Origin of the sequence: Pseudomonas sp. K2I15 (assembly GCF_002204795.1) — a bacterium.
Lineage (GTDB): Bacteria > Pseudomonadota > Gammaproteobacteria > Pseudomonadales > Pseudomonadaceae > Aquipseudomonas.
In genome coordinates this window covers 127,964-149,994 of the sequence record NZ_NIXO01000008.1, presented here as the reverse complement: position 1 = coordinate 149,994, position 22,031 = coordinate 127,964, and the positions used below count along the sequence as shown (strand labels likewise).

Below are 22,031 nucleotides of genomic sequence, written 5' to 3'. Positions count from 1 at the left end.
CCGTAGAGCATGTGGTGCTGTGCAGCGGCAGCGCGAATATCGGCCCGGCCAATGAGCCCGTGCTGCTGCGGGCCGGTGACTACATCAGCTATCTGGCGAATGCGCCGCATGTGTTCGAGGCACTTGAGGCGGATACCACGGCGGTGATGGTGATCGAGCATCCTTGAGAACCTACCGATGAGCCCTCAGGCATGGATAGGCAGCGCCAACCCAAACAGTACAAAAAAACCGCCACAGACTTTATTGAACCGGCGCCCGGTTCGGGCCAACCAGGGCCTGACCCGGTGCGCTGCGCTGGCCACCAAATACTCCACGACGAACTCCACGACGGCGTAGGTCAACGCGATGGTAACCGTCTGCGCGATGATGCTTCTGTGCGGATCCAGGAACGGTGGAATAAACGCGGTAAAAAGCAGCAAGGCTTTGGGGTTCGAAATAGCCGATACCAGGCCCTGACGGAACAGCGACCACCGCCGCGAACCGGTAGCGCCGGTCGCCTCAAGACTGACCGGTGCCGCCCGCCACAGCCCGAAGCCCAGCCAGATCAGATACAACCCGCCAACCACCTTCAACGCCGTGAACCAACTGGCCGACGCCTGGATCAGCGCACCCAACCCCAAGGCGCAAAACGAAAGCACGATTGCAAAACCGAGCACGCCGCCGGTAATCGTAAACAGCGTTTTGCGACTCCCGTGAAGGGCTCCATGGGTAAGCACCAATAACGCATTGGGCCCTGGCACTACCGCGATACCGCAGCAGGTAACCAGGTAAAGCAACCAGGTCTCAAATGGCATGATCCGATCCAGTAGGTGTTGGTTCAGCCAAGATCTTGCGGGTGAACAAACGATCATGAAAAGCGCATAATTCACGTCACAGCCATTCGATTAACGAATAGAGGTAACCGCGATGCCAGCCAGTGATCTGCAACTCGATTGGCTCAAATGCTTCGTGGCGGTAGTGGATGCCGGTTCGCTGTCTGGCGCTGCCCACGAGGTCAACCGGTCGCAATCCGCCGTCAGCATGCAGATGAAAAAGCTTGAAGCCGCGCTTGGACGGCAGTTGTTGAGTCGTGGCCCCAGGCACCTTCAACTGACCGCAGACGGCCAGACGCTGCTGAGCTACGCCCGTCGCATGCTCGCCCTTCACGCCGAGACCCAAGCGGCGTTTCACGGTGAAGAGCTAACCGGACGCATCCGCCTGGGCGTCGCGGAAGACTATGCGGCCAGGTATCTCACGCCGCTTCTGAAGCGTTTTTCGCCGCGCTACGCAGGCGTAGAAATAGAACTGACGTGTGAACAGTCGACCGCGCTTATCCCGCGTGTGCGCAGCGGCGACCTTGATCTGGCGCTGGTGTCCAGGGACTCGCCTCAGAGCGGTACATTTCTGTTCAAGGAGCCCATGGTTTGGGTGGGCTCACCGCAGTTCGAACTGTGGCGGCGAGACCCGATACCTATCGCCGTCTACGAAAGCGCAAGCCTGGCTCGGCGTTATGCGGTGAATTCACTCACCCAACAAGGCCGCGAATTCAAGGTGGTCTACAACAGCTCCAGCCTTGCCGGCCAGGTGGCTGCCGTTGAGGGCGGGCTCGCGATTGCCGCGATCACCCAGTGCACCGTGCAGGATTCGCTTCAGGTACTGGGTGACGAGCACGGCTTGGGAAACATTGAACCCATGGAAGTTTCGATTCTGCGTAGCCGGGCGTCTCGCAGCTCTAAAGCGGTCAATAGCCTGCATGCGTTTATCATCAGGGCGCTGAGAACTCAGGCTTAGTGGACAGAGCATTTCGGCACAATCATCGAGCGCTTCGGCGCAGTCCTGCGTCCCGGCGCTGTTTAGGCTTAACGCTAAACCCACGCCTGGACACCACCGCGATGAAACTCAAAGCACTTGCACCTGCGATCACCCTGATCATGGCCGCCAGCGGGCACGCCGCCAGCTTCTCACTCAGCAGCCCGGACATTGCGGACCAAAGGCCGCTGACTCACCTGCAAGAATTCAACGGCTTCGGCTGCAACGGCGGCAACACCTCCCCTGCCCTGGCCTGGACCAATGCCCCGGCGGGCACCAAAAGCTTTGCCATTACCGTTTACGACCCCGACGCCCCGACCGGCAGCGGCTGGTGGCACTGGACCCTGGTCAACCTGCCCACCACCGTCAACAGCGTGCCGGCCAATGTGGGCGCCAACCTGCCTGCCGGAGCGGTGCAAGGGCGCACGGATTACGGCCAGCCCGGCTTTGGCGGCGCATGCCCGCCGGTGGGTGACGCACCGCATCGCTATCAATTCACCGTGTGGGCGTTGAAAGTCGACAAGCTGCCGATCAACAATCAGTCCAGCGGCGCCCTGGTCGGCTACATGCTCAATGCCAACAGCCTGGCCAAGGCCACAATTACGGCCCTTTACGGACGCTAGTCACGATGGATGTTCACGAAGGTTTGCGGCACCGGGAAAGCATCATCGAACGCTGCGTGATCAGGGCCCGGCAACATCACACCCTGCAACGCGTGCCGATCTTCATGACGGCCCTGTGCCGCGTGCGCCAAGGGCAAAAGCTGATGCAGTGGGACGAGCGGGAAATGCGCGCAGGCCCACAGCATTTGATTTTACTGCCCGCGGGCCGCGAGGTCGGCGTGACAAACTTTCCCGGTGCCCAGGGCGACTACATCGCTGATGTGGTGGCTTTTCCGGTGGTGGTGTTGCGTAATTTCGTCGCCCGCTATGGCGCGCAGTTCACCCGCGTGACCTCGGGCAGCGTCAGTACAGACCTGTGCATACGCCTGGATAAACAGACCCGACAAGCCTGGGACCAATTGCTGATCGCACTGAGCACCGGCGCCCCGGCGACCTTGTGCACCCACTATGGCGAAGCCGTGCTGCTCTGCCTGTGCCTGGCCGGCCAGGCGGGGCCGTTGCTGATGGATCGCAACGATCCATTGAGTGAGCGCGTGCAGCGGCTGATCGGTAGCAACCTGTCCAGGGACTGGACCGTTGCCACGGTCGCGCAGCAGCTGAATTTGGGTGAGTCCACCCTGCGTCGGCAACTGGCGAACGAGGATGCGAGCTTCAGGTCCATTCTGGAAAATGTTCGCCTGGGGGCGGCCTTGCAACAGCTGCAAACCTCCAGGGATTCCATTGGGGAGATTTCCAGCGCGTGCGGGTATGCGTCGGCTTCACGGTTTGCAGTGAGGTTCAAATCTCACTATGGGCTTTCGCCACGGTCGTTGCGGGCGGCGATGTAACGGTGGTGCGGCCAATTGCCCTCATGCGACACTCCCCACCCGACCAATCAGGGAGCGTGTTTGAGATGGTGCGTTTGCTTGCAATTTCAGGGAGTCTTCGCGAGGCATCCTCCAACTCAGTGCTCTTGCGCGCGGCTGAGGCGCTCTGCCCCAAAGGGCTGTCGATAACGCACTATCACGAGGTTGGCCAGTTACCTCATTTCAATCCGGACTTCACGCAAACACCGCCTGAATCCATCATGCGTTTACGCCAACGTATCGCCCACGCAGACGGCGTTCTGATCTCTTGCCCTGAGTACGCTCGCGGCATTCCCGGCTCATTCAAGAATATGCTGGACTGGCTCGTCAGCTCCGAGGAGTTCCCGGGCAAACCCGTTGCTCTTTTCAACGCCTCACCGCGTGCATCCCATGCGCAGGCAGCACTTCGGCTGGTCCTGGAAACAATGTCGGCGTGTATCGTGGAAGAAGCATCAATATCCGTAAATCTGCTTTCCACGGAATTGAGTGCTGAGGCCATCGCAAATGATCCAGCGATCCGCCCACTGATTGTTTCTGCACTTGACGCATTCATGCAGCAAATCGATGAGCAAAAAAGTGGGCTGTCTTCATAGAGATTGCGCAGGTTAGTTGGGGCGCTCTACTCAGGGCGTCTTATCGATGGGACTGATGATTACTATCGAAATGGTCGCCTATTGGGTTTCCAAGACCCCTTCCTATAATCGCCTCCACTTTCTCCCTCCCGTCTGTCTTCAGGCGAAATCTCCTCCCGGAACCCAACACCATGCCAAGCGCAAGCCAGGCCCCTAGCGGCCTCCCCGAACATAATCAACAAACCGTCGCACAGCAGTGGCTGGCGATCCTCTCGGTCGCCGTGGGCGCCTTCGCCCTGGTGACCAGTGAGTTCCTGCCGGTGGGCGTACTCAACGACGTCGCCGCCGACCTCGGCATCAGCGCCGGCCACGCCGGCCTGATGGTCACCCTGCCCGGCATCATGGCTGCCCTCGCCGCCCCGTTGCTGTCTATCGGCATTGGCGCCATGGACCGTCGCTACCTGCTGATCGGCCTGACGCTGATCATGATCATCGCCAACATGGTGGTGGCCTACGCCAGCGACTTCAGCCTGCTGCTGTTCGGCCGCGTACTGCTGGGCATCAGCATCGGCGGCTTCTGGGCCACGGCCATTGCCCTCAGCGGCCGCCTGGCGCCCAAGGGCGTGGGCGTCGCGAAGGCCACCTCGATCATCATGATGGGCGTGACGCTGGCCACCGTCCTCGGCGTGCCCGTCGGCACCTGGCTGAGCGGCCTGATGGGCTGGCGCATGACCTTCCTCGTCACCGCGCTGGTGGGCATACCGGTGCTGTTGGCGCAGATGTTCCTGCTACCCCGACTCAAACCGGAAAAAGCCATTCGCGTCAGCGACCTGCCGGCCCTGTTCATCAACCCACAAGCCCGGGTCGGTTTGATCGCCGTCCTGCTGATCGGCCTGGCGCACTTTGCCGCCTACACCTACGTCGCGCCGTTCTTCAAAAACAGCTCCGGCTTCGACGGCCCGACCATTGGCTCGCTGCTGCTGCTCTACGGCGTGGCCGGGGTAATGGGCAACGTCTTCGCCGGCTTCGCCGCCAACCGCAGCGTGCGCAACACCCTGTTGCTGGTCGCCCTGATGATCGGCACCAGCACCGCCCTGTTCCCCTACTTCGCCACCGGCATGAGCGGCGCCGTGATGCTGATCGCACTGTGGGGCTTCGCCTTCGGCGCCTTCCCGGCCTGCGCCAGTATCTGGATGTTTGTGGTCGCGCCCAAGGATGTGGAACGTGGCATGCCACTGTTTGTAGCGTTGTTTCAGGTGATCATTGCCCTGGGCTCGTTCTTTGGCGGGCAGATTGTCGACAAAATGGGTACTTCGGTGCTGTTGAGTTTGGCCACGGCCTTGGTGGGCTTAGGTTTTGTGACGGTGCTTGTGCTGGGGCGTAACGTGAGTAATAGCCTGGCGGCGCAACCTGCCTGAGAAAGAAAAACGGGACTGATTGATTTCAGTCCCGTGGCTTGAGGCCGTGAGCACGGCACCTTGCTCCATTGCCTACAGTTGCGTCAGAATCCGCCGGCTTGTGCACCTGGGTCGGCCTCTCTAAGGTTGCTCGGTCGCTGAAACCTCAGTGATCGGGTTTAGTAGCCCGAGGTTCAACCTAACGTGTGCATGAGCTTCATCTGTCGGACGTCCTTGTCTGTGCTTGATGGTGGCTGTGCGTAGGGCGCCCTCGGGCGCGCCGGTTTTTGTTAGGTTCCCCCGGTCTACTAACCTGCGTACAGCTGCCACCCCTTCGTTTAGTAGCAACGGGGTAGCGGCCCGAGCAAGGAACTTAACGATGTTTAAGGTAACGCCGAATCCGCCGGGAACTCCCGATCCAAAACTTCAGCAGGCTGCTCAGCGTGCGTTGGATCACTATCTCAATCCCTCCCCCGCCAAAACTGCCCCGCCGTCGGGTGCGCTGTTCAGTGTTGCTGCTGATGCCAGCAGTGAAAGTCTGATTACCAATAGCTATGAAACCTTTGCCTCGGTGAGTGCATTGTTGCTTGATCTGTCTGAAGAACTGAGCGGCAAAGACCGTGATGTGGTGTTGGCTATTCACCAACTCAGTGAGTTGGGGGTGTTGTTGGTGGGCAAGCTGATGGATCGGGAGGTGCCTTGTAGCTGAGGCCGCCCGTGGCTCAGGCTGTTCAACTAGCTCAATCGACTAGTCGCCGAGGCGTTGTAGGTATCTACAGCGGCTCAGCGGCGATGAGCAGCCAAGCTGCAGTTTTCGGCTGAGTGAGTCGCCACTCATGCCGCGCTCAATGGCGGCTTTCGGCCGATTCTGTTGAAAAAGTCGTACTCGCTTAGCCAAGGTGACCGCCTGCATCACTAAATAGCTTGCGGAGTTTTTTTCGAGCCGCCTCTGAAAGACGCTGTGAATAGCGTTGAAACTCTTCTTCGGCTGTGTCGGGCTTGCCGTTCATGGCCCATACAAACGCGTATGCAAGAGGATGTTGCATGTAGTTGTAAAAACCCAGGCCACCAGTCGACAAATGCTGCTTGACCCGCTCGAAAGCACCAGGCAGGTCGGCTATCGAACGAGCCTCGTTCCAAAACGATTCCGCTTTTGGAATGGCTGCCCGGAGGATATCGGGTGCGCTGGTTGCTATGACATCGGGTCCGTAGCTGTATGAGATATCAAACGCTCGATCTCGCACATCGAAAGTCAGATCAGGTCGTGCTGTTTTTGATGTCCTGTGCCATTTGATTTCATTGCCGGAAAGATGGGGAACGAAGTCCAGTGACATAATGGATGGAGTCTTCTTCATCCACATTCGGGAATCAAGGCACACGAAACGTCTCTCGGCGAACTGCCTTTTACATCAGGCAGATGATGAACGGTCCTTTTCCTATTTTCCTCCGATCGCCTGCCGTATCTCACGTACGTCGCGGGCAGGCGATGTGCCGAATTGCCTTAGATATTCTCGACTAAACTGTGATGCGCTTTCATAGCCGACAGCAAACGCCACGTCAGACGCGCGATGCTCGCCGGCAAGCAAAAGCTGGCGAGCTTCCTGCAATCTAAGCTGTTTCTGATATCGGATGGGACTGAGGCCTGTCATCGACAGAAAATGGCGATGCAGGCTTGCCCGGCTCATGCCGCTTGCATCGCACAACGCATCGATGCGAAGTCGGGCATTGTAATTGTCCCTGATCCAGGCAACGGCACGCCGGATGCTACTCAATGCGCCATCGGGCTGGGCAATCTGACGTAGCAGCCGCCCCTGAGGGCCCAGTAGCAGACGATAGAGCAATTCCCGTTCGACCATTGGGCCGAGAACCGGGATATCGGCAGGCGTGTCGAGCAGTGACAATAAGCGGAGTAATGTGTCTCGTAGCGAGGCGTTCATCGGGTTTATCGTGATGCCAATCCCTTTTTGTTCGCTATCGCGAACCGGCGGCATGATCGCCGCCAATTCCGCCAGTATGGCCGGATCCAGCACAAGCGACACCGCAACGTAGGGCTGCCCACCTTCGGCATCAAGAATCTGTCCGATTAGAGGTAGATCCAGCGCGCTAATGAGATATTGCTCACTATCGTAACTCAGCAGACTTTCGTTAATCGCAACGCGCTTCGAGCCTTGCAGGATAAAGCAGATCATCGAGCGATACAGGCATGGCGCCTTGTCTGTGGAGCCTTGTCCGACGCAGAGGTCTACACGCGGGATCCGTGTGGCAGTCAAGCCCGGTGGCGCATGGCGCAGGGCTATAGCAAGATGCGGTGCAAGATCGTTATTCATGAGGCGATTATGCCTCCCCCACTCCACCACACAATATGATTGATACAATCAGGCAATAAATTGAGCTTATTGGGCGTGGGTTACGAACCGGTTAGTGTCTACCTTGAGCAGGTCAAGAGAGCGCCGAAAGGCGCGCCCAACCTAGCAGAGACAGCCCATGACCAACCAGATCGCACTCATCACTGGCGCCAGCCGTGGCCTTGGCCGCAACATGGCCCTTCACCTCGCAAAGCGCGGCGTCCACATCATCGGTACCTATCGCAGCGGCGTTGCAGAAGCCGAGACGTTGAAGCAGGAGATCGAGGCTCAGGGCGGCAAGGCCGCGATGCTGCCGCTCGACATCACCGACACTACCAGCTATCCGGCTTTTTCAGCCGCTGTGACTGATACGTTGATGACCGAGTTCGGTCGCGAGCGCTTCGACTTCCTCGTCAATAATGCAGGCAATGGTCTCTTTGCGAACTTTACTGATGCGACCGAGGACCAGTTTGACTCACTGGTCGCCACGCACCTTCGCGGTCCAATTTTTCTGACTCAGAAGCTGTTACCACTCGTAGAGGACGGCGGTCGTATCCTGAACGTTTCCTCCGGCTTCGTGCGCTTCACTCTGCCGGGGTACAGCATTTATGCGGCGGTGAAGGCCGCAGTCGAGGTGCTGACCCGTTACATGGCCGTAGAATTAGGTCCGCGTCGAATTCGAGTGAATGCGATTGCTCCAGGCGCCATCGCAACCGACTTTGGTGGTGGAGCAGTGCGCGACAATAAGGACGTGAACGCCTATGTAGCACAGGGCATCGCTCTGGGCCGTGTCGGTCTACCGGACGATATAGGCGGTGCTGTTGCCGCGATCCTGTCCGATGACATGGCCTGGGCTAACGGGACGACTTTTGACATCTCGGGCGGGCAGTTGCTGTAGCCACAGCCGAACTCATTCCATCCCCTCGCCACCCTATCGAGAGACCATCATGCCGCCCGCTCAACTTACGCTCATCAGTCATCCGTTGTACCCGTTCGTTTAGCGAGCGGCCATCGTGCTGCTGGAAAAGAATGTGCCCTTTGAGAGGATCGACGTCGACCTCTCCGCCAAGCCAGATTGGTTCCTGGCGCTTTCACCAACGGGCAGGCCACCATTATTTCAAATGTGGCCTGCCTCTATTTTTCCCACAATCAGCGGGACGGACCTACTCCAACAACAGCCAACAGCTGCTTTTCCCCTCCCCTAACCTAAAGCCCCTCCCAACCATGCCGATAACCTCCTGGCATCAATCAATCCCCGCTCCCCTACACCCGATTCGCTCCCCGCATGCCCGTGTGGCACGTCGCATGCTTGCTTGATCCTGGGGCCAGTCCACATGGAGTACGAGTGAATGCCTACGCAAGCCCGTTTCATCGAGCACTACCGCAAAGCCGACCGCATCATGCTCGCCCTGATCTGGCTGATGACGCTGTTCTCCCTCGGCCTGGCGTTCTGGCACGACACACTGCTGCAAGCGCTCATCATAGGAGGCGGCACCAGCGTGGTGCTTACCCTGGCCTATCGCGTCATCGGCGGCACTCGCCTGATGCGCTGCGCGCTGGGCGTTGGCCTGATGGTCATGGCTGCATTGCACATCAACCAGGCACAGGGCGTCATCGAATCGCACTTCGGTATCTTCGCGCTGCTGGCGGTGCTGACGTTCTACCGTGACTGGCTGCCTATCCTGGTGGCCGCCGTCACTATCGCGGTGCATCACGTGGTGTTCCATGCCTTGCAGCACCAGGGCTTCCCGGTGTTTGTGATGGAGCATCACGGCGGCTGGAGCATGATTTTCGTCCACGCTTTCTACGTGGTGATGGAGACGGTCGCCCTGCTCTATCTCGCGGTGCACAGCCAGAAAGAAGCGGTAGAAAGCCAGGAGATGCTCGAAAAAATGCTGGCCGTCACCACCCGGTTCAGCGCTGAGGCAGCCAAGGGCAACCCGGAAAAAGTGCATGTCTCCCTCGCCACCCGTTTCGACCACTTTCTAACCCAGATCACCGGCCTGATCGACGGCGTCGCCCGCGACTCCCATGGCCTCGGCCAACTCGGCCAGGAACTGGCCCACGCCAGCGGCACCCTGGAAAAAGGCGCGCGCCACCAACTGGCGGAAATCGAGCAAATGACCGGCTCTATGCAACGCATGGAAGACGCCATGAGCCACATCGCCGTACACGTCGAACATGCGGTGGAACACGCGGGTCAAGCCAGCCAGCAAATCATCCGCGGCCAGGAAAGCGTCGGCCGCGCCCAACAGGAAATCACCCAGCTCGCCACCCGCCTCCACGGCACCAACGAGACGGTCCAAGGGTTGGCGGTGCAAGCCGAACAAATTGGCTCGGTGCTGGAAGTCATCAACAGCATCGCCAACCAGACCAACCTGCTGGCCCTCAACGCCGCCATCGAAGCCGCCCGCGCGGGTGAGCAAGGGCGCGGGTTTGCCGTGGTCGCCGATGAGGTACGCAGCCTGGCGCAGCGCACGGCGGTGTCTACCCAGGAGATCAAGACGATTATTGAAGGCTTGCAACACGGCAGTCGGCAGGCGGTTGAAGCCATGCACGATAGCCGCCAAGGGGTGGAGCGCTGCGTGGAAGACAGCCAGCTGGCGGTGGAGATGCTGCGGGCGGTGGGCAATGATATTTCGCAGATTGATCAGTTGAACGGAAGGATTGTGTCGACTACCCGCGAGCAATCCACGGCGAATGTGGAGATTGTGGGACGGCTGCAATCAGTACAGAGCATTGCGCAGAGTACGGCGCAGGATGTGGAGACGTTGGCCAGGAGCAGTGAGCGGTTGCCGCCGATTGCGGTGCGGTTGGATGCACTGGGGCGCAGGTTTCATCAGTGAGGTGGATCTATTTTTAATCAAATAAATCTATCCCCTTTCTGCTTGAACGGATGTATCAGGCAGTCGGTATCTCACTCCCGCGCTGAGCGAAAATGCCTTTGCATCAAAAGTGACCCACGCGCTGCCCCATGGAAACGTCTCTGTGCCGCTCTCGAAAGACCGAGATAGCTGTTGCCTCAACGAGTCTCGGAGAAAATCGACGTCCCGCTCGACTGACTCTTGCGAAGGCCACACATTATTGGTGGCCTCGTTCGATGGAGATAAGCCTAAATGGACCTCCATCAAACGACCGGCATAAAAACACAGCGCAAAAGAACTTGGGACACCGTTGATACTGACGCCGCTGTACGAGCGCCATTGGTAGCCATTTCCGTGATCCCGTTCTGACAGAGAGAACGGTGCCAGCACCGCCACTGCCCTATCTGCAGTGAGGGTGTTATCGATCACAATGCTGAACTCATTTCGCTGAATTCGGATGGAACCGTCCTGCGGACAAATGATGAGTTCCGGATTCAAACGAGATCCTCCAGGTAACTGAAAAGGTCAACAGTTTAGCAGGCGCTCCTGGCCGGAAGCTGACGGAGAAAACCCCCTCACTGCACAACCCCGACTGAGGTCAACTCACACCCTATATACAAGTGAAATGGGTCAGAGCACCGTTGTTTTAAATGTGGTCTTCCCCCTATTTTCTATTCTCTTTTATAATACTTCCACCAACTCAAACTCTTCTGCCACAAGTTCCATCGCCTCGTCGAACGAGCCCTCTCTTTGAAAAAAATCTTTATGACCCTGCATCCAGTACCTGAGGCTGAGATCACCTTCGCCTTCCTTCGTTGCAAGATCTTGATCTACGTCGCAGTAACGAATTATCCGCATCGAAATAACTCTAATTACACATACAGGCTCGCCCTTACTATTGAGGATGATGCTGTAACCGCCAATAGTCGGTGATTCATCTTCATGTTTGAATGACGAAAGCGAGCTACACCCGGCTGTCTTTATTCCTTTAGCAACAAGTTCAGCCAACTCATCTGCCATTTCTGGAGCATCCCCAAATGGCCATGCAATGGCTCCGGGGTATTTAACCTTTAAATCTTCAATTATGCTCATAACTAAATCCCTTTAAATCATATTAGTGCCTATATAGCATTAGCACCCATCAAATCGTCACGGTCAACGCCTATGCAAAACTCATAGAAACTAAACTCATAGGGGTCAGACCATCATTATTTAAATTGTGGTATCACCCCTATTTTTCTATCCCAACTCCCGCCCCAAAAACGGCGCCGTCCGGCTGCTCTTGCTCTTCGCAACTTTCTGCGGCGTGCCACTCACCACCACCTTCCCCCCGCGATCCCCTGCCCCCGGCCCGATATCGATCACCCAATCACTCTGCGCCACCACGCGCATTTCATGCTCCACCACAATCACCGTATGCCCCGCCTCCACCAGGTGATTCAGCTGGCTCAACAACCGATCCACATCCCGAGGATGCAACCCGGTAGTCGGTTCATCCAGCACATACAACGTCGCGCCTCGTGCATTACGTTGCAACTCAGTAGCCAGCTTGATCCGCTGCGCCTCCCCACCCGACAACTCGGTCGCCGGCTGCCCAAGGCGCAAATAGCCCAGCCCAATATCCCGCAGCACTTGCAGCGATCGCAGTACACCCGGTTGCTCGGCAAACACCTCCACGGCCTGTTCAACGGTCAGCCCCAGCACTTGTGCGATGGTCAATCCTTCCCACTTGATCGCTAACGTTTGCGGGTTGTACCGCGCCCCGTGGCACGTCGGGCACGGCGCGTACACACTCGGCATGAACAGCAACTCAACACTGACACAACCCTCACCTTCGCAATTCGGGCAGCGCCCTTTGGCGACGTTGAAGGAGAACTGCCCGGCATCGTAATGACGCTTTTTCGCCGCCGGTGTAGCGGCGAACAGTTTGCGCACGTTATCGAACAGCCCGGTGTAGGTCGCGAGATTGGAGCGCGGCGTGCGGCCAATGGGTTTCTGGTCCACTTGCACCAGGCGGCGGATATGCTCCAGCCCACCGCTGATGCGTCCGCCGCTGGTTTGGGGGGTGTCGTCTTCCAGGCTGGGTTCGTCTTCGGTTTCCACCACGCGGCCCAATCCTGCGCCTACCAGCTCCAACAGCGCCTGGCTGACGAGGCTGGATTTGCCCGAGCCGGAGATGCCGGTCACGGCGGTGAAGCAGCCCAGGGGAAAGCTCACGCTCAGGTCGTTGAGGTTGTTGCGCGTTACGCCTTCCAGGCTCAGCCAGCCGCTGGGTTGGCGCGGCGGTTGGCTGACCGGGCGCTTTTCGGCGAACAGGTATTCGCGGGTTTGCGACGCTTCGATCTGTGCCAAGCCTTCGGGTGGGCCGCTGTACAGCACTTGCCCGCCGTGCTCTCCGGCGGCGGGGCCGACGTCGATCAGCCAGTCGGCGCGGCGTATGGTTTCCAGGTCGTGCTCCACCACGAACAGGGAGTTGCCAGCGGCCTTCAGGCGGTCGAGGGCGGCGAACAGGGCCTCGCCATCGGCGGGGTGCAGGCCGGCGGAGGGTTCGTCCAGTACGTAGATGACGCCGAACAATTGCGAACCCAGTTGCGTGGCCAGGCGCAGGCGTTGCAGTTCGCCGGAGGATAAGGTGGGTGTGCTGCGCTCCAGGGCCAGGTAGCCCAGGCCGAGGTCGGTCAGGGTGCTGACGCGCTCGAGCAAATCCTGGGCGATGCGTTGGGCGGCCAGGCGCTTTTCCACGGAGAGCTTTTTATCGCCCTGCCCTTCGGCCACCGGGCGCAGGAGTTCGGCGAGTTGCAGCAGCGACATTTGCGATAACTCACCAATGTCCACGCCGGCAAATTTCACCGACAGCGCAGCCTTGTTCAGGCGCTTGCCCTCGCACAACGGGCATGGACTGCCTTGCATGAACTGCGACACGCGCTTTTTCATCAGGGCGCTTTGGGAGTGGGTGAAGGTGTGCAGGATGTAGCGCCGGGCGCCGGTGAAGGTGCCCTGGTAGCTCGGTTCCAGTTTGCGTTTGAGGGCGTCGCGGGTTTGTGCGGGCGTGAAGCCGGCGTACACCGGTGCAGTGGGGGTTTCTTCGGTGAAGAGGATCCAGTCGCGTTGTTTTTTCGGCAGGTCGCGCCAGGGGATGTCGACGTCGTAGCCGAGGGTGACGAGGATGTCGCGCTGGTTCTGGCCTTGCCACGCCAGCGGCCAGGACGCTACGGCGCGCTGGCGAATGGTGAGGGAGGGATCGGGCACCATCAGGGCTTCGGTCACTTCGTACACGCGGCCCAGGCCGTGGCATTGCGGGCAGGCGCCTTGTGGCAGGTTGGGGGAAAAGTCTTCGGCGTACAGCATCGGTTGCCCCGCCGGGTAGCTGCCGGCGCGGGAGTAGAGCATGCGGATCAGGCTGGATAAGGTGGTGACGCTGCCCACTGAGGAGCGTGTGCTGGGCGTGCCTCGCTGTTGTTGCAGGGCCACAGCGGGCGGCAGGCCTTCGATGGAGTCGACATCCGGTACGCCCACCTGGTCGATCAGCCGGCGTGCGTAGGGTGCAACGGACTCGAAGTAGCGGCGCTGGGCTTCGGCGTAGACGGTGGAGAATGCCAGCGAGGATTTGCCGGAACCTGACACGCCGGTGAACACTACGAGCGCGTCGCGGGGGATGTCCACGTCGACGTTGCGCAGGTTGTGTTCCCGGGCACCCCGCACCCGGACGAAGCCTGGGCGTTGGGTGGAGAGTGAGATGTCTGGGGGCAAGTTGCGCTGGGAAGTCATGGTCAACCTTATTGGTGTGCGGGCTGTTGTGAGGCTGCGACAGCGGCGGGTCAGCCAACATAGATGCTTGCAGTAATGACGCCATCGCAGCCTCGCTAAAGCTCGACAGCTCCCACACTGGATTTGCTTTGCTTGTTAGGTCTCCATTCCACAGGGTTATTGCAGTATCCGGGAGGTCAGCACCGAGCGCACCCGTTGGGCCAGTTCGTCCGGGCTGTAGGGTTTGCTCAGCAGGTGTATGTCGGCGCTCAGCAGATGGTTGCTGGAGAGGATGTCGCGGGTGTGCCCCGAGGTGAACAGCACGGCTACCGCCGGCACTTGCTCGCGCGCCCATTCGGCGAGGTCAGTACTTTTGACCCGGCCCGGCATCACCACGTCGGTAAAAATCAGGTCGGGTTGCAGGCCGGCGCGCAGCATCAGCATGGCCCTGTCACCGTCTTCGGCGATCAGTACGGTGTAGCCGGATTGTTCGAGTAATTCCACTGCGGCCGTGCGCACGCCTTCGTTGTCCTCGACCACCAGGATCGTCTCCTGGCCGCCGCTGTGTTCGGTGAGGTCGACAGGCGCTTCGGGGCTTTGCGGTTCTTCGAGGCTGCGCGGGAAATACATCTGCACCACGGTGCCGCTGCCCACCTCGCTCTGCACCTCGACATGCCCGCCACTTTGCCGCACGAACCCAAACACCATGCTCAACCCTAGCCCGGTGCCGTGGCCATCCGGCTTGGTGGTGAAAAACGGTTCGAACGCCCGCGCCATGATCTTCGGTGACATGCCGGCGCCGCTGTCGGTGACGGCCAGGCGCACATACTCGCCGGGGCTGATGCTTTTGCCGGCACAGTCCGGGGGGTTGAGGATGATATTTTCGCCGGTAATCCGAATTACGCCCTCGCCTTTCATGGCGTCCCGGGCGTTGATCGCCAGGTTAAGCAGTGCGTTTTCCAGTTGATTGCGGTCGACGTTAATGCACCACGGATCCTGGGGCAGTTGCACATCAATGTGGATGGTTTCCCCCAGCGCCCGCTGCAGCAGTTCGCCCAGGCCTTCATAGATGCGCAGTGGGTTGTAGACCGCCGGCGACAGCGGCTGGCGACGGGCAAATGCCAGCAGTTGCGAGGTCAGCTTGGCCCCGCGCTCCACCGCTGCGATGGCGGCGCTGACCCGGCGCTGCACCTGGGCATTGTCCGGTTCATGCCGGGCCAGCAGGTGCAGGTTGCCGGCGACCACTTGCAGCAGGTTGTTGAAGTCGTGGGCCACACCGCCGGTCAGGCCACCGATGGCTTCGAGTTTTTGCGACTGGCGCAATTGCTCTTCGGCGGCGGAACGGGCTTGCACTTCGGCGGCCACGCGCTGTTCCAGGTTGTGGGTGAGTTCCTGGCGCAGGCGCTCGGAAATCATATGCTCGGTGGTCTCCACCACAATCGCCAGGACCCCGGCCGGCCGCTGGTCGTCACCGGCCACGGGGCTGTAATACAGGTCCATCCACACGTCTTCCGGGCTGCCATTGCGCAACAGCGTCAAGGCCAGGTTGCGATAAGACAAGGTACCACCGGCCAGGCAGGTGTTGACGACATTGCGATTGAAGTCGGCGACCTCCGGCCAACCCAGCTCCACCGGCGTTCCCAACAGATAGGGATGACGCCCACCGGCAAACACCGAGTAGCTGTCGTTGTAGATCATGTAACCGTCACGCCCCCACAGCATCACCATCGGCATCGGCGATGCCAGCAGCATCTGCACGGCGCTGGTCAGGCTCGAAGGCCAGGCACCGATCGGACCGAGGTCGGTGTTGGACCAATCGAAAGCACGAATCCTCTGGGCCATTTCGCCAGCCCAGCCTTCACAGCCATGGGTATTGGATAAAAACTGCATCGGTCGGCTCTATAGGAAGATAAAGGTGGGCGGCGATGAAAACTTTGAGCCTGGCTGCAGCGGTTGGTTTCATTGCATATTGCTTAAGCAGGCATGAAGGAGCAAGGGCCGGCTCAGCGAAAGTCCCGGCTGCGCACACTGATGCCTGACAGCAGCGGTGTCAGGTCGGTCAAGCGCCCGGCGATCAGGTGCCGAACCTCCCCCACTGCCTCCCAGCGCCCATCCACTTTAAGCAACCGCGAGCCCACCAGCGCCTGGCGTTGGCGCTCGGCCAGATCGCGCCAGACCACCACGTTGATATTGCCGAATTCATCTTCCAGGGTGACGAAGGTGACGCCGCTGGCCGTGCCCGGGCGTTGCCGACCGGTGACCAGCCCGGCGACGCTCACATTGCGTCCATGCTCAACCAGCAACAACTCTTTGGAACTGCGGCAGCGCCGCGCGCGCAGTTCGTCGCGCAACAGCGCCAGCGGATGTGGGCCCAAGGTGGTGCCGACGCTGGCGTAGTCGGCATACAGGTCTTCGCCTACCGTCGGTTGCGGCAGCTCCACCACCGCCTCTTCCGGGCTGGCCACACCGGCAAACAGGCCCAGCTGTTTCTGCACACCGGCCACTTCCCAGCGCGCCCGGTGCCGATGCCCGGCCAGGCCGCGCAAGGCGCCGGCATCCGCCAGCAACTCTTGGGCACGGGTGTCCAGGCGCGCACGTTCGCCAAGGTCGGCAATGTCAAAAAATGCCCGGACCTGGCGCGCCGTTTCGATGCGCCGGCCATCCTCTTCGCGAAACCCGGAGATCATCCGCAAGCCCATGCGGATTGCCGGTTGCTGGCCTTCGATCGGTTCAAGGCTGCAATCCCAGTCACTGGCCTGCACGTCCACCGGGCGTATCTGCAAATGATGGCGGCGAGCGTCCTGCAGGATCTGGTCCGGGCTGTAGAAACCCATGGGCCAACTGTTGATCAGGGCGCAGGCAAAGGCTGCCGGCTCGTGGCATTTGAGCCAGCAACTGGCGTAGGTCAGCAAGGCGAAACTGGCGGCGTGGGACTCGGGAAAACCGTAGCTGCCAAAGCCCTTGATCTGCTCGAATATCTGCGCGGCAAAGGCTTCGCTGTAGCCGTTTTTCAGCATGCCGGTGCGCAGGCGTTGTTGGTGAGGTTCGAGGCCGCCGTGGCGTTTCCAGGCGGCCATCGAGCGGCGCAACTGGTCGGCTTCGCCAGGGCTGTAATCGGCGGCGACCATGGCGATCTGCATCACTTGCTCCTGGAACAGCGGGATGCCCAGGGTGCGCTCCAGCACGGCTTCAAGCTCCGGCGATGGATAGGTGGTTGCTTCCTCCTTGTTCCGCCGCCGCAGGTACGGGTGCACCATGCCGCCCTGGATCGGCCCGGGGCGGACGATGGCGACCTCGATCACCAAGTCATAAAAGGTTTTTGGCTTGAGCCTTGGCAGCATCGACATCTGCGCCCGCGACTCGATCTGGAACACGCCGATGGTGTCGGCCTTGCTGATCATCGCGTAGGTTGCCGCGTCTTCCTTGGGTATTGAGGCCAGGCTCAGGTCCTGATTGCGATGGCGACGCAGCAGGTCGAAGCAGCGGCGAATCGCACTGAGCATGCCCAGCGCGAGGATATCCACCTTGAGCAGGCCCACGGCGTCGAGGTCGTCCTTGTCCCACTGGATGATGGTGCGATCGGCCATGGCGGCATTTTCCACTGGCACCAGGGTGTCCAGCGGGTGTTCGGAAATCACGAAACCGCCGGGGTGCTGGGACAGGTGCCGGGGGAAGCCGATCAGTTGTTGGGTCAAGGCGAGCACCCGGCGCAGCACCGGGCTGTCGGGGTCGAAGCCGCCTTCGCGCAGGCGTTCCAGGGGCGGCGCTTCGTCGCTCCAGCGGCCGCAGCAGTCGGCCAGGGCGTTGACCTGATCCGGCGGCAGCCCGAGGGCCTTGGCCACGTCGCGCACCGCGCCGGCGCCGTGGTAGCTGCTGACTACGGCCGTCAACGCGGCGCGGGTGCGGCCGTAGCGTTGGAAGACGTATTGCAGCACTTCTTCGCGGCGTTCGTGTTCGAAGTCCACGTCGATGTCGGGCGGTTCGTTGCGCTCGCGCGACAGGAAACGCTCGAACAGCATGTTCATCAGGCTCGGGTTGATCTCGGTGATGCCCAGGGCAAAACACACCGCCGAGTTGGCCGCCGAGCCGCGGCCCTGGCACAGGATCGACCGGCTGCGGGCGAAGCGCACAATGTCGTGCACGGTGAGGAAGTAGCTTTCGTAGCCCAGCTCGGTGATCAACGCCAATTCATTGTTGATCTGCTCCAGGGTCTTGGCGTCGATGCCATGCGGCCAGCGCTGGGCGATGCCCTGCTCGGTCAAGGTGCGCAGCCAGGTTTCCGGGGTTTGCCCTTCGGGCACCAGTTCCCTCGGGTATTGATAGCGCAACTGGCCCAGGTCGAAGGTGCAACGCCGGGCGATGTTCAGGGATTCTTCAAGCAAGTGCGCCGGGTACAGCGCGGCCAAGGCGTCCAGGCTGCGCAAGTGGCGTTCGCCATTAGGGTGCAGCCGAGCGCCGGCCTCAGCCACCGGGACGTGATGACGGATCGCGGTCATGGTGTCTTGCAACGCACGGCGGCCACGCACATGCATATGCACATCGCCGCAGGCCACCGCCGGCAGGTGCAGGCTGGCGGCCAGGATCAGGCGTTGCTCAAGGTGGCGGGCATCGTTCTGGCCGCAATGCAGTTCCACGGCCAGCCACAGGCGGTCGGTGAAGGTGCTGCGCAGCCATTGGATGTGGGCCTGGGTGTCGGTGTCTTCGACCATCCATAACGCCAACAGGCCTTGCACTGATGTGAAGTCTTCCTGCAGCAGGCGGTAGTGACCTTTTTCCGCTCGGCGACGGGCGATGGTGATCAGTCGGCACAGGTGCTGATAGCCCTCCAGATTTTCCACCAGCAGCACCAGCTTGGGGCCGTTTTCGATACGCATCTCGCTGCCGATAATCAGCGGCAACCCGACTTCCTTGGCGGCCTGCCAGGCGCGGACGATGCCCGACAAGGTGCACTCATCAGTGATTGCCAGCGCCTCGTAGCCCTGCTGTTTCGCCCGTTCAAACAGCTCGCGGGCACTGGAAGCGCCACGCTGAAAACTGAAGTTGGACAGGCAATGCAGCTCCGCGTAATTCATGCGAACCAGCCTTGCAGCCACAGCGCGCCGCTTTCGCCCACGGTGCGATAGGCCCAGCCCTGCTGGCCGGCGCGGGTGCGCACCAGGTAATAATCGCGGCGCACATCGGCGCCATCCCACCAGCCGGATTCGATGCGCTCCGGGCCCATCAGAATCTGTAGGCCCTGCTCGGCCAGGGGCGTCGGCTCATGCAGCAACCAGCCGGGGCGCTGCACGCTGTTTGAGGGTGCGCACAGGCGAGTGTCGGCACCGGGTTGCCAGGCGCATTCGGGGCGATGGTCGGCATGAAAGCGCAGGCCTTGCACCGCCTCGTCCCCCAACCGCGCCCGCAGGCGTTCGCGCAGTTGTTCCCACGGCAGGGTTTGTTGCGGGCGCTCGTCGAACAGGTCCTGGCGCTGGGGCACAAACACTGGCAGGTCCTGGGCCACCAGGCGAAAGCCACGCACCGGCGAGGTGACTTGCACCTGCTCCAGGCGACCACGGGCCAGTTCGAACAACATTGCCGCGTCGCGCTCGGCGCTGAGCAGGCCGACTTTGATTACGGTGTCGGGTTCTGCCGCGTGTTCCAGGTGCAGGTCAAAGCGCTGCACGCCACTGTCTCGGCCACACAGAAACGCCGACAAATCGCCCGTCAAACGGCGCAACGGAAACAGCAATGCCTGATGAGACAGCACATCAAAATTCAGCTCGATGCGCACATCAAACCGGTCCGGCGGCTGGTAGAACGCCAAGGCCAGGGGCCGTTGCCCGCACAGTGCATCCAGGTGCTTGAGCAGCGCCGCATCGAAACGCCGGGCCAGGGTATGCCGGGGCAACGCCTGCACCTGGGCCAGGGTGCGCAAGCCCATGCGCGACAACGCGGTGGCCGCTTGCGGGTCGAGGCCGGCGCGGTCGATGGGGATCGGCGCCAGCGCTTGTTGCAGGCAGTGCTCATCGGCCACGGCGAGGCCGTCGTAGGCATTCGCCAATATCCGCGCCGCTGCCGGGTTCGGCGCGGCGACGATGCGGTGACGAAACCCCAGGTCGGTCAGCTCCTTGCGCAAGCGTGCTTCGAGCAGCGGCCAGGGCCCGAACAGGCCCAGGCTCGATTCGATCTCGAACAGCAACGCCCGTGGGTAGAACACGCTGACCTGGGAGCTGAAACGGTAGGCCCAGGCGGCAAGAAATTGCTGCCAGTATTCGATCTGTGCCGGGTCGTATTCGGCGCAGGCAAAAGCCTTGGTCAAGGCATGGGCCGCCGTCAGCGATTGGCCGGGGCGCAGCCCGAGTTTGCGTGCGGCCTCATTGACGGTTTGCAGCACCCGCCGCTGCGGCGTGCCGGCCAGCAGGGCCAACGGCTGATCCGGTTCGGAGCGCAAACGCAGCACCCCGTCCAGCGCCAATTGCGGGAAGACAATACACACCCAGCGCATGCCAACCTCAGTGCCCAAGCGCGATGGGCGCGGGATGGGCCAGGCCACCCCGGCACTTGAGCACCCGCACTTGCGCAGGGCTGGCCTCCACTGCCAGGCGCAAGGCGGCCGGTGACGGGTTGATGGCCTCGTTCAAGGAGCGCCAGGCGAAGGCCAGGGTCTGGCCGGTTTCCGCCGCCACCTGCAAGCGACGCAAGGCCCGGTCATCGGCCTTGCGCGGCCAGCACAGCACCGCGCCACAACTGCCGGAACGCAAGCATTGCTCCACGGCCCACAGGGCGTCGCGTTCATCGGCCTGGATGACTGACAGCTGGCGCACATCTACCCCGGCGTTTTGCCAGGCGTGGGGGTACGGTGTGTAAGGCGGCGCCACCAGCACGATCCGCTCGCCGGCCGCCGACAAGCGCGCCAGTGTCGGCCACACCAGTTGCAACTCGCCCACGCCCTCCTTCGCCATCAGGATTTCGCTCAACGCCGCTTCCGGCCAGCCACCGCTGGGCAGCACTGCATCCAGGGCCGCCAGCCCGGTGGGATGGACGCTGGCAGGCGGCGCGGCGGGCCGGCCCTTCCAGACCCGGCCGCCATTGAACAGCGAGTCCAGTGCAACGACGGCGCCCATCAGCCTTGCCTCACCAGGCCGCAAAACACGCCTTCGATGGCCAGGTCCTGATCGGGCCGCACCACGATGGGTTGATAAGCGGGGTTGCGCGGCAGCAGGCGCACGCGCTCGCCGACGTGTTCGAAACGCTTGATGGTGACTTCGCCGTCGAGGCGCGCCACCACGATCTGCCCGTTCAAGGCCTCGGCGCTGCGGCGTACGCCCACCAGGTCGCCATCGAGGATGCCGTCTTCGATCATCGAATCGCCCTGCACCCGCAGCAGGTAGTCCGGGGTTTTCGCGAAGGTGGCAGGGTCGAGCAGCAGGCGGTTGTGGACTTCGGCGTCGGCGCCGATGGGCAGGCCGGCGGCTACCCGGCCGAGTACCGGGATGTCCAGCCACTCCGGCCTCGCCGGCTGGTTGAGCAGGCGAATGCCTCGGGCCTGGTTGGGGTTGACCTCGATGAAGCCGCCTTCGGTCAGGGCCAGCACGTGCTTGCGGGCCACGCTGCGGGAGGCGAAGCCGAACGCCTTGGCGATCTCGGCGAGGCTGGGGGACTGGCCTTGTTGCGCGATACGGTCGCGGATGAAGGTCAGGATGGCGGTACGGCGGGGGGTTAGAGTCGTCATGGAGTACATTTGTACTCCTGTGGGAAATTTCTGACAATAGCCGCTAGTCGGCGGTGAGTTGCAAGCGCGTTTGCGGGGGGGGGTGCGGGTGAATATCCATTGCTGCGGTCATGGCCGCTATTGGTTCCGCTCTTACAGC

19 protein-coding genes and 1 pseudogene are annotated in these 22,031 nt (G+C 61.1%); 10 read left to right on the top strand and 10 right to left on the bottom strand.

Going from position 1 to position 22,031, the window contains the following annotated elements; all coding sequences use genetic code 11:
• Nucleotides 1-167 (top strand): annotated as a pseudogene (locus CEC48_RS32110) (DNA-binding protein); the annotation flags it as partial.
• Nucleotides 168-185: 18 nt separating this feature from the next.
• Here the strand turns inward: CEC48_RS32110 and CEC48_RS08180 are convergent.
• Complete coding sequence (locus CEC48_RS08180; protein WP_088423276.1) at nucleotides 186-794, bottom strand: LysE family translocator; 609 nt, start codon at nucleotides 792-794, stop codon at nucleotides 186-188.
• A gap of 112 nt (nucleotides 795-906) precedes the next feature.
• Here CEC48_RS08180 and CEC48_RS08175 point away from each other — a divergent pair, with 112 nt between their 5' ends.
• The 6 genes from CEC48_RS08175 to CEC48_RS08150 all read left to right on the top strand — a co-directional run bounded on the left by CEC48_RS08175 (nucleotide 907) and on the right by CEC48_RS08150 (nucleotide 5,934).
• Nucleotides 907-1,770, top strand: coding sequence for a LysR family transcriptional regulator (locus tag CEC48_RS08175; protein ID WP_088423275.1), 864 nt, complete (start codon nucleotides 907-909; stop codon nucleotides 1,768-1,770).
• Nucleotides 1,771-1,871: 101 nt separating this feature from the next.
• Nucleotides 1,872-2,411 (top strand): YbhB/YbcL family Raf kinase inhibitor-like protein, encoded by a 540-nt coding sequence (locus tag CEC48_RS08170; protein WP_088423274.1) that lies wholly within the window; start codon nucleotides 1,872-1,874, stop codon nucleotides 2,409-2,411.
• A 5-nt stretch (nucleotides 2,412-2,416) separates the two neighbouring features.
• Entirely contained in the window at nucleotides 2,417-3,238 is an 822-nt protein-coding gene (locus CEC48_RS08165; RefSeq protein WP_088423273.1) for an AraC family transcriptional regulator, read from the top strand.
• A 65-nt stretch (nucleotides 3,239-3,303) separates the two neighbouring features.
• Nucleotides 3,304-3,849: an NADPH-dependent FMN reductase gene (locus tag CEC48_RS08160; RefSeq protein ID WP_088423272.1), complete on the top strand. Its 546-nt coding sequence runs from the start codon at nucleotides 3,304-3,306 to the stop codon at nucleotides 3,847-3,849.
• 170 nt (nucleotides 3,850-4,019) lie between these two features.
• Nucleotides 4,020-5,246, top strand: coding sequence for an MFS transporter (locus CEC48_RS08155; protein ID WP_088423271.1), 1,227 nt, complete (start codon nucleotides 4,020-4,022; stop codon nucleotides 5,244-5,246).
• Between the two features lie 358 nt (nucleotides 5,247-5,604).
• A complete protein-coding gene (locus CEC48_RS08150; RefSeq protein ID WP_088423270.1) occupies nucleotides 5,605-5,934 on the top strand; it encodes a DUF6124 family protein in 330 nt (109 codons plus the stop codon).
• A 181-nt stretch (nucleotides 5,935-6,115) separates the two neighbouring features.
• Here the strand turns inward: CEC48_RS08150 and CEC48_RS08145 are convergent, their stop codons facing one another.
• Together CEC48_RS08145 and CEC48_RS08140 are read right to left on the bottom strand one after the other, a co-directional pair.
• On the bottom strand, nucleotides 6,116-6,580 hold the full coding sequence (locus CEC48_RS08145; RefSeq protein ID WP_256579679.1) for a hypothetical protein: 465 nt from the start codon (nucleotides 6,578-6,580) through the stop codon (nucleotides 6,116-6,118).
• A gap of 81 nt (nucleotides 6,581-6,661) precedes the next feature.
• The gene (locus CEC48_RS08140; protein ID WP_088423269.1) at nucleotides 6,662-7,552 is read right to left on the bottom strand and encodes an AraC family transcriptional regulator; all 891 of its coding nucleotides are present in this window, start codon (nucleotides 7,550-7,552) and stop codon (nucleotides 6,662-6,664) included.
• A 157-nt stretch (nucleotides 7,553-7,709) separates the two neighbouring features.
• On the opposite strand from CEC48_RS08140, the gene CEC48_RS08135 reads away from it, so the two are divergent.
• From CEC48_RS08135 to CEC48_RS08125, 3 genes are all read left to right on the top strand, one after another.
• Nucleotides 7,710-8,468, top strand: a complete 759-nt coding sequence (locus CEC48_RS08135) for an SDR family NAD(P)-dependent oxidoreductase (protein WP_088423268.1) — start codon at nucleotides 7,710-7,712, stop codon at nucleotides 8,466-8,468.
• Between the two features lie 115 nt (nucleotides 8,469-8,583).
• Nucleotides 8,584-8,775, top strand: coding sequence for a hypothetical protein (locus tag CEC48_RS32025; protein ID WP_305883178.1), 192 nt, complete (start codon nucleotides 8,584-8,586; stop codon nucleotides 8,773-8,775).
• A gap of 144 nt (nucleotides 8,776-8,919) precedes the next feature.
• Nucleotides 8,920-10,416, top strand: a complete 1,497-nt coding sequence (locus CEC48_RS08125; RefSeq protein ID WP_088423267.1) for a methyl-accepting chemotaxis protein — start codon at nucleotides 8,920-8,922, stop codon at nucleotides 10,414-10,416.
• Nucleotides 10,417-11,115: 699 nt separating this feature from the next.
• Here the strand turns inward: CEC48_RS08125 and CEC48_RS08120 are convergent.
• The 7 genes from CEC48_RS08120 to lexA all read right to left on the bottom strand — a co-directional run bounded on the left by CEC48_RS08120 (nucleotide 11,116) and on the right by lexA (nucleotide 21,901).
• On the bottom strand, nucleotides 11,116-11,526 hold the full coding sequence (locus CEC48_RS08120) for an ASCH domain-containing protein (RefSeq protein WP_088423266.1): 411 nt from the start codon (nucleotides 11,524-11,526) through the stop codon (nucleotides 11,116-11,118).
• 147 nt (nucleotides 11,527-11,673) lie between these two features.
• Nucleotides 11,674-14,202, bottom strand: a complete 2,529-nt coding sequence (uvrA, locus tag CEC48_RS08115; RefSeq protein WP_088423265.1) for an excinuclease ABC subunit UvrA — start codon at nucleotides 14,200-14,202, stop codon at nucleotides 11,674-11,676.
• Between the two features lie 156 nt (nucleotides 14,203-14,358).
• On the bottom strand, nucleotides 14,359-16,071 hold the full coding sequence (locus tag CEC48_RS08110; RefSeq protein WP_088423264.1) for an ATP-binding protein: 1,713 nt from the start codon (nucleotides 16,069-16,071) through the stop codon (nucleotides 14,359-14,361).
• Nucleotides 16,072-16,184: 113 nt separating this feature from the next.
• Entirely contained in the window at nucleotides 16,185-19,274 is a 3,090-nt protein-coding gene (locus CEC48_RS08105; RefSeq protein ID WP_218192525.1) for an error-prone DNA polymerase, read from the bottom strand.
• The gene (locus tag CEC48_RS08100) at nucleotides 19,250-20,665 is read right to left on the bottom strand and encodes a DNA polymerase Y family protein (protein ID WP_088423262.1); all 1,416 of its coding nucleotides are present in this window, start codon (nucleotides 20,663-20,665) and stop codon (nucleotides 19,250-19,252) included. The genes CEC48_RS08105 and CEC48_RS08100 overlap by 25 nt, the downstream gene beginning before the upstream one ends.
• Nucleotides 20,666-20,672: 7 nt before the next feature.
• Entirely contained in the window at nucleotides 20,673-21,284 is a 612-nt protein-coding gene (imuA, locus tag CEC48_RS08095; RefSeq protein WP_017475309.1) for a translesion DNA synthesis-associated protein ImuA, read from the bottom strand.
• Entirely contained in the window at nucleotides 21,284-21,901 is a 618-nt protein-coding gene (gene lexA, locus CEC48_RS08090; RefSeq protein WP_088423261.1) for a transcriptional repressor LexA, read from the bottom strand. Before lexA ends, imuA begins: the two co-directional genes overlap by 1 nt.
• Between the last annotated feature and the right edge of the window lie 130 nt (nucleotides 21,902-22,031).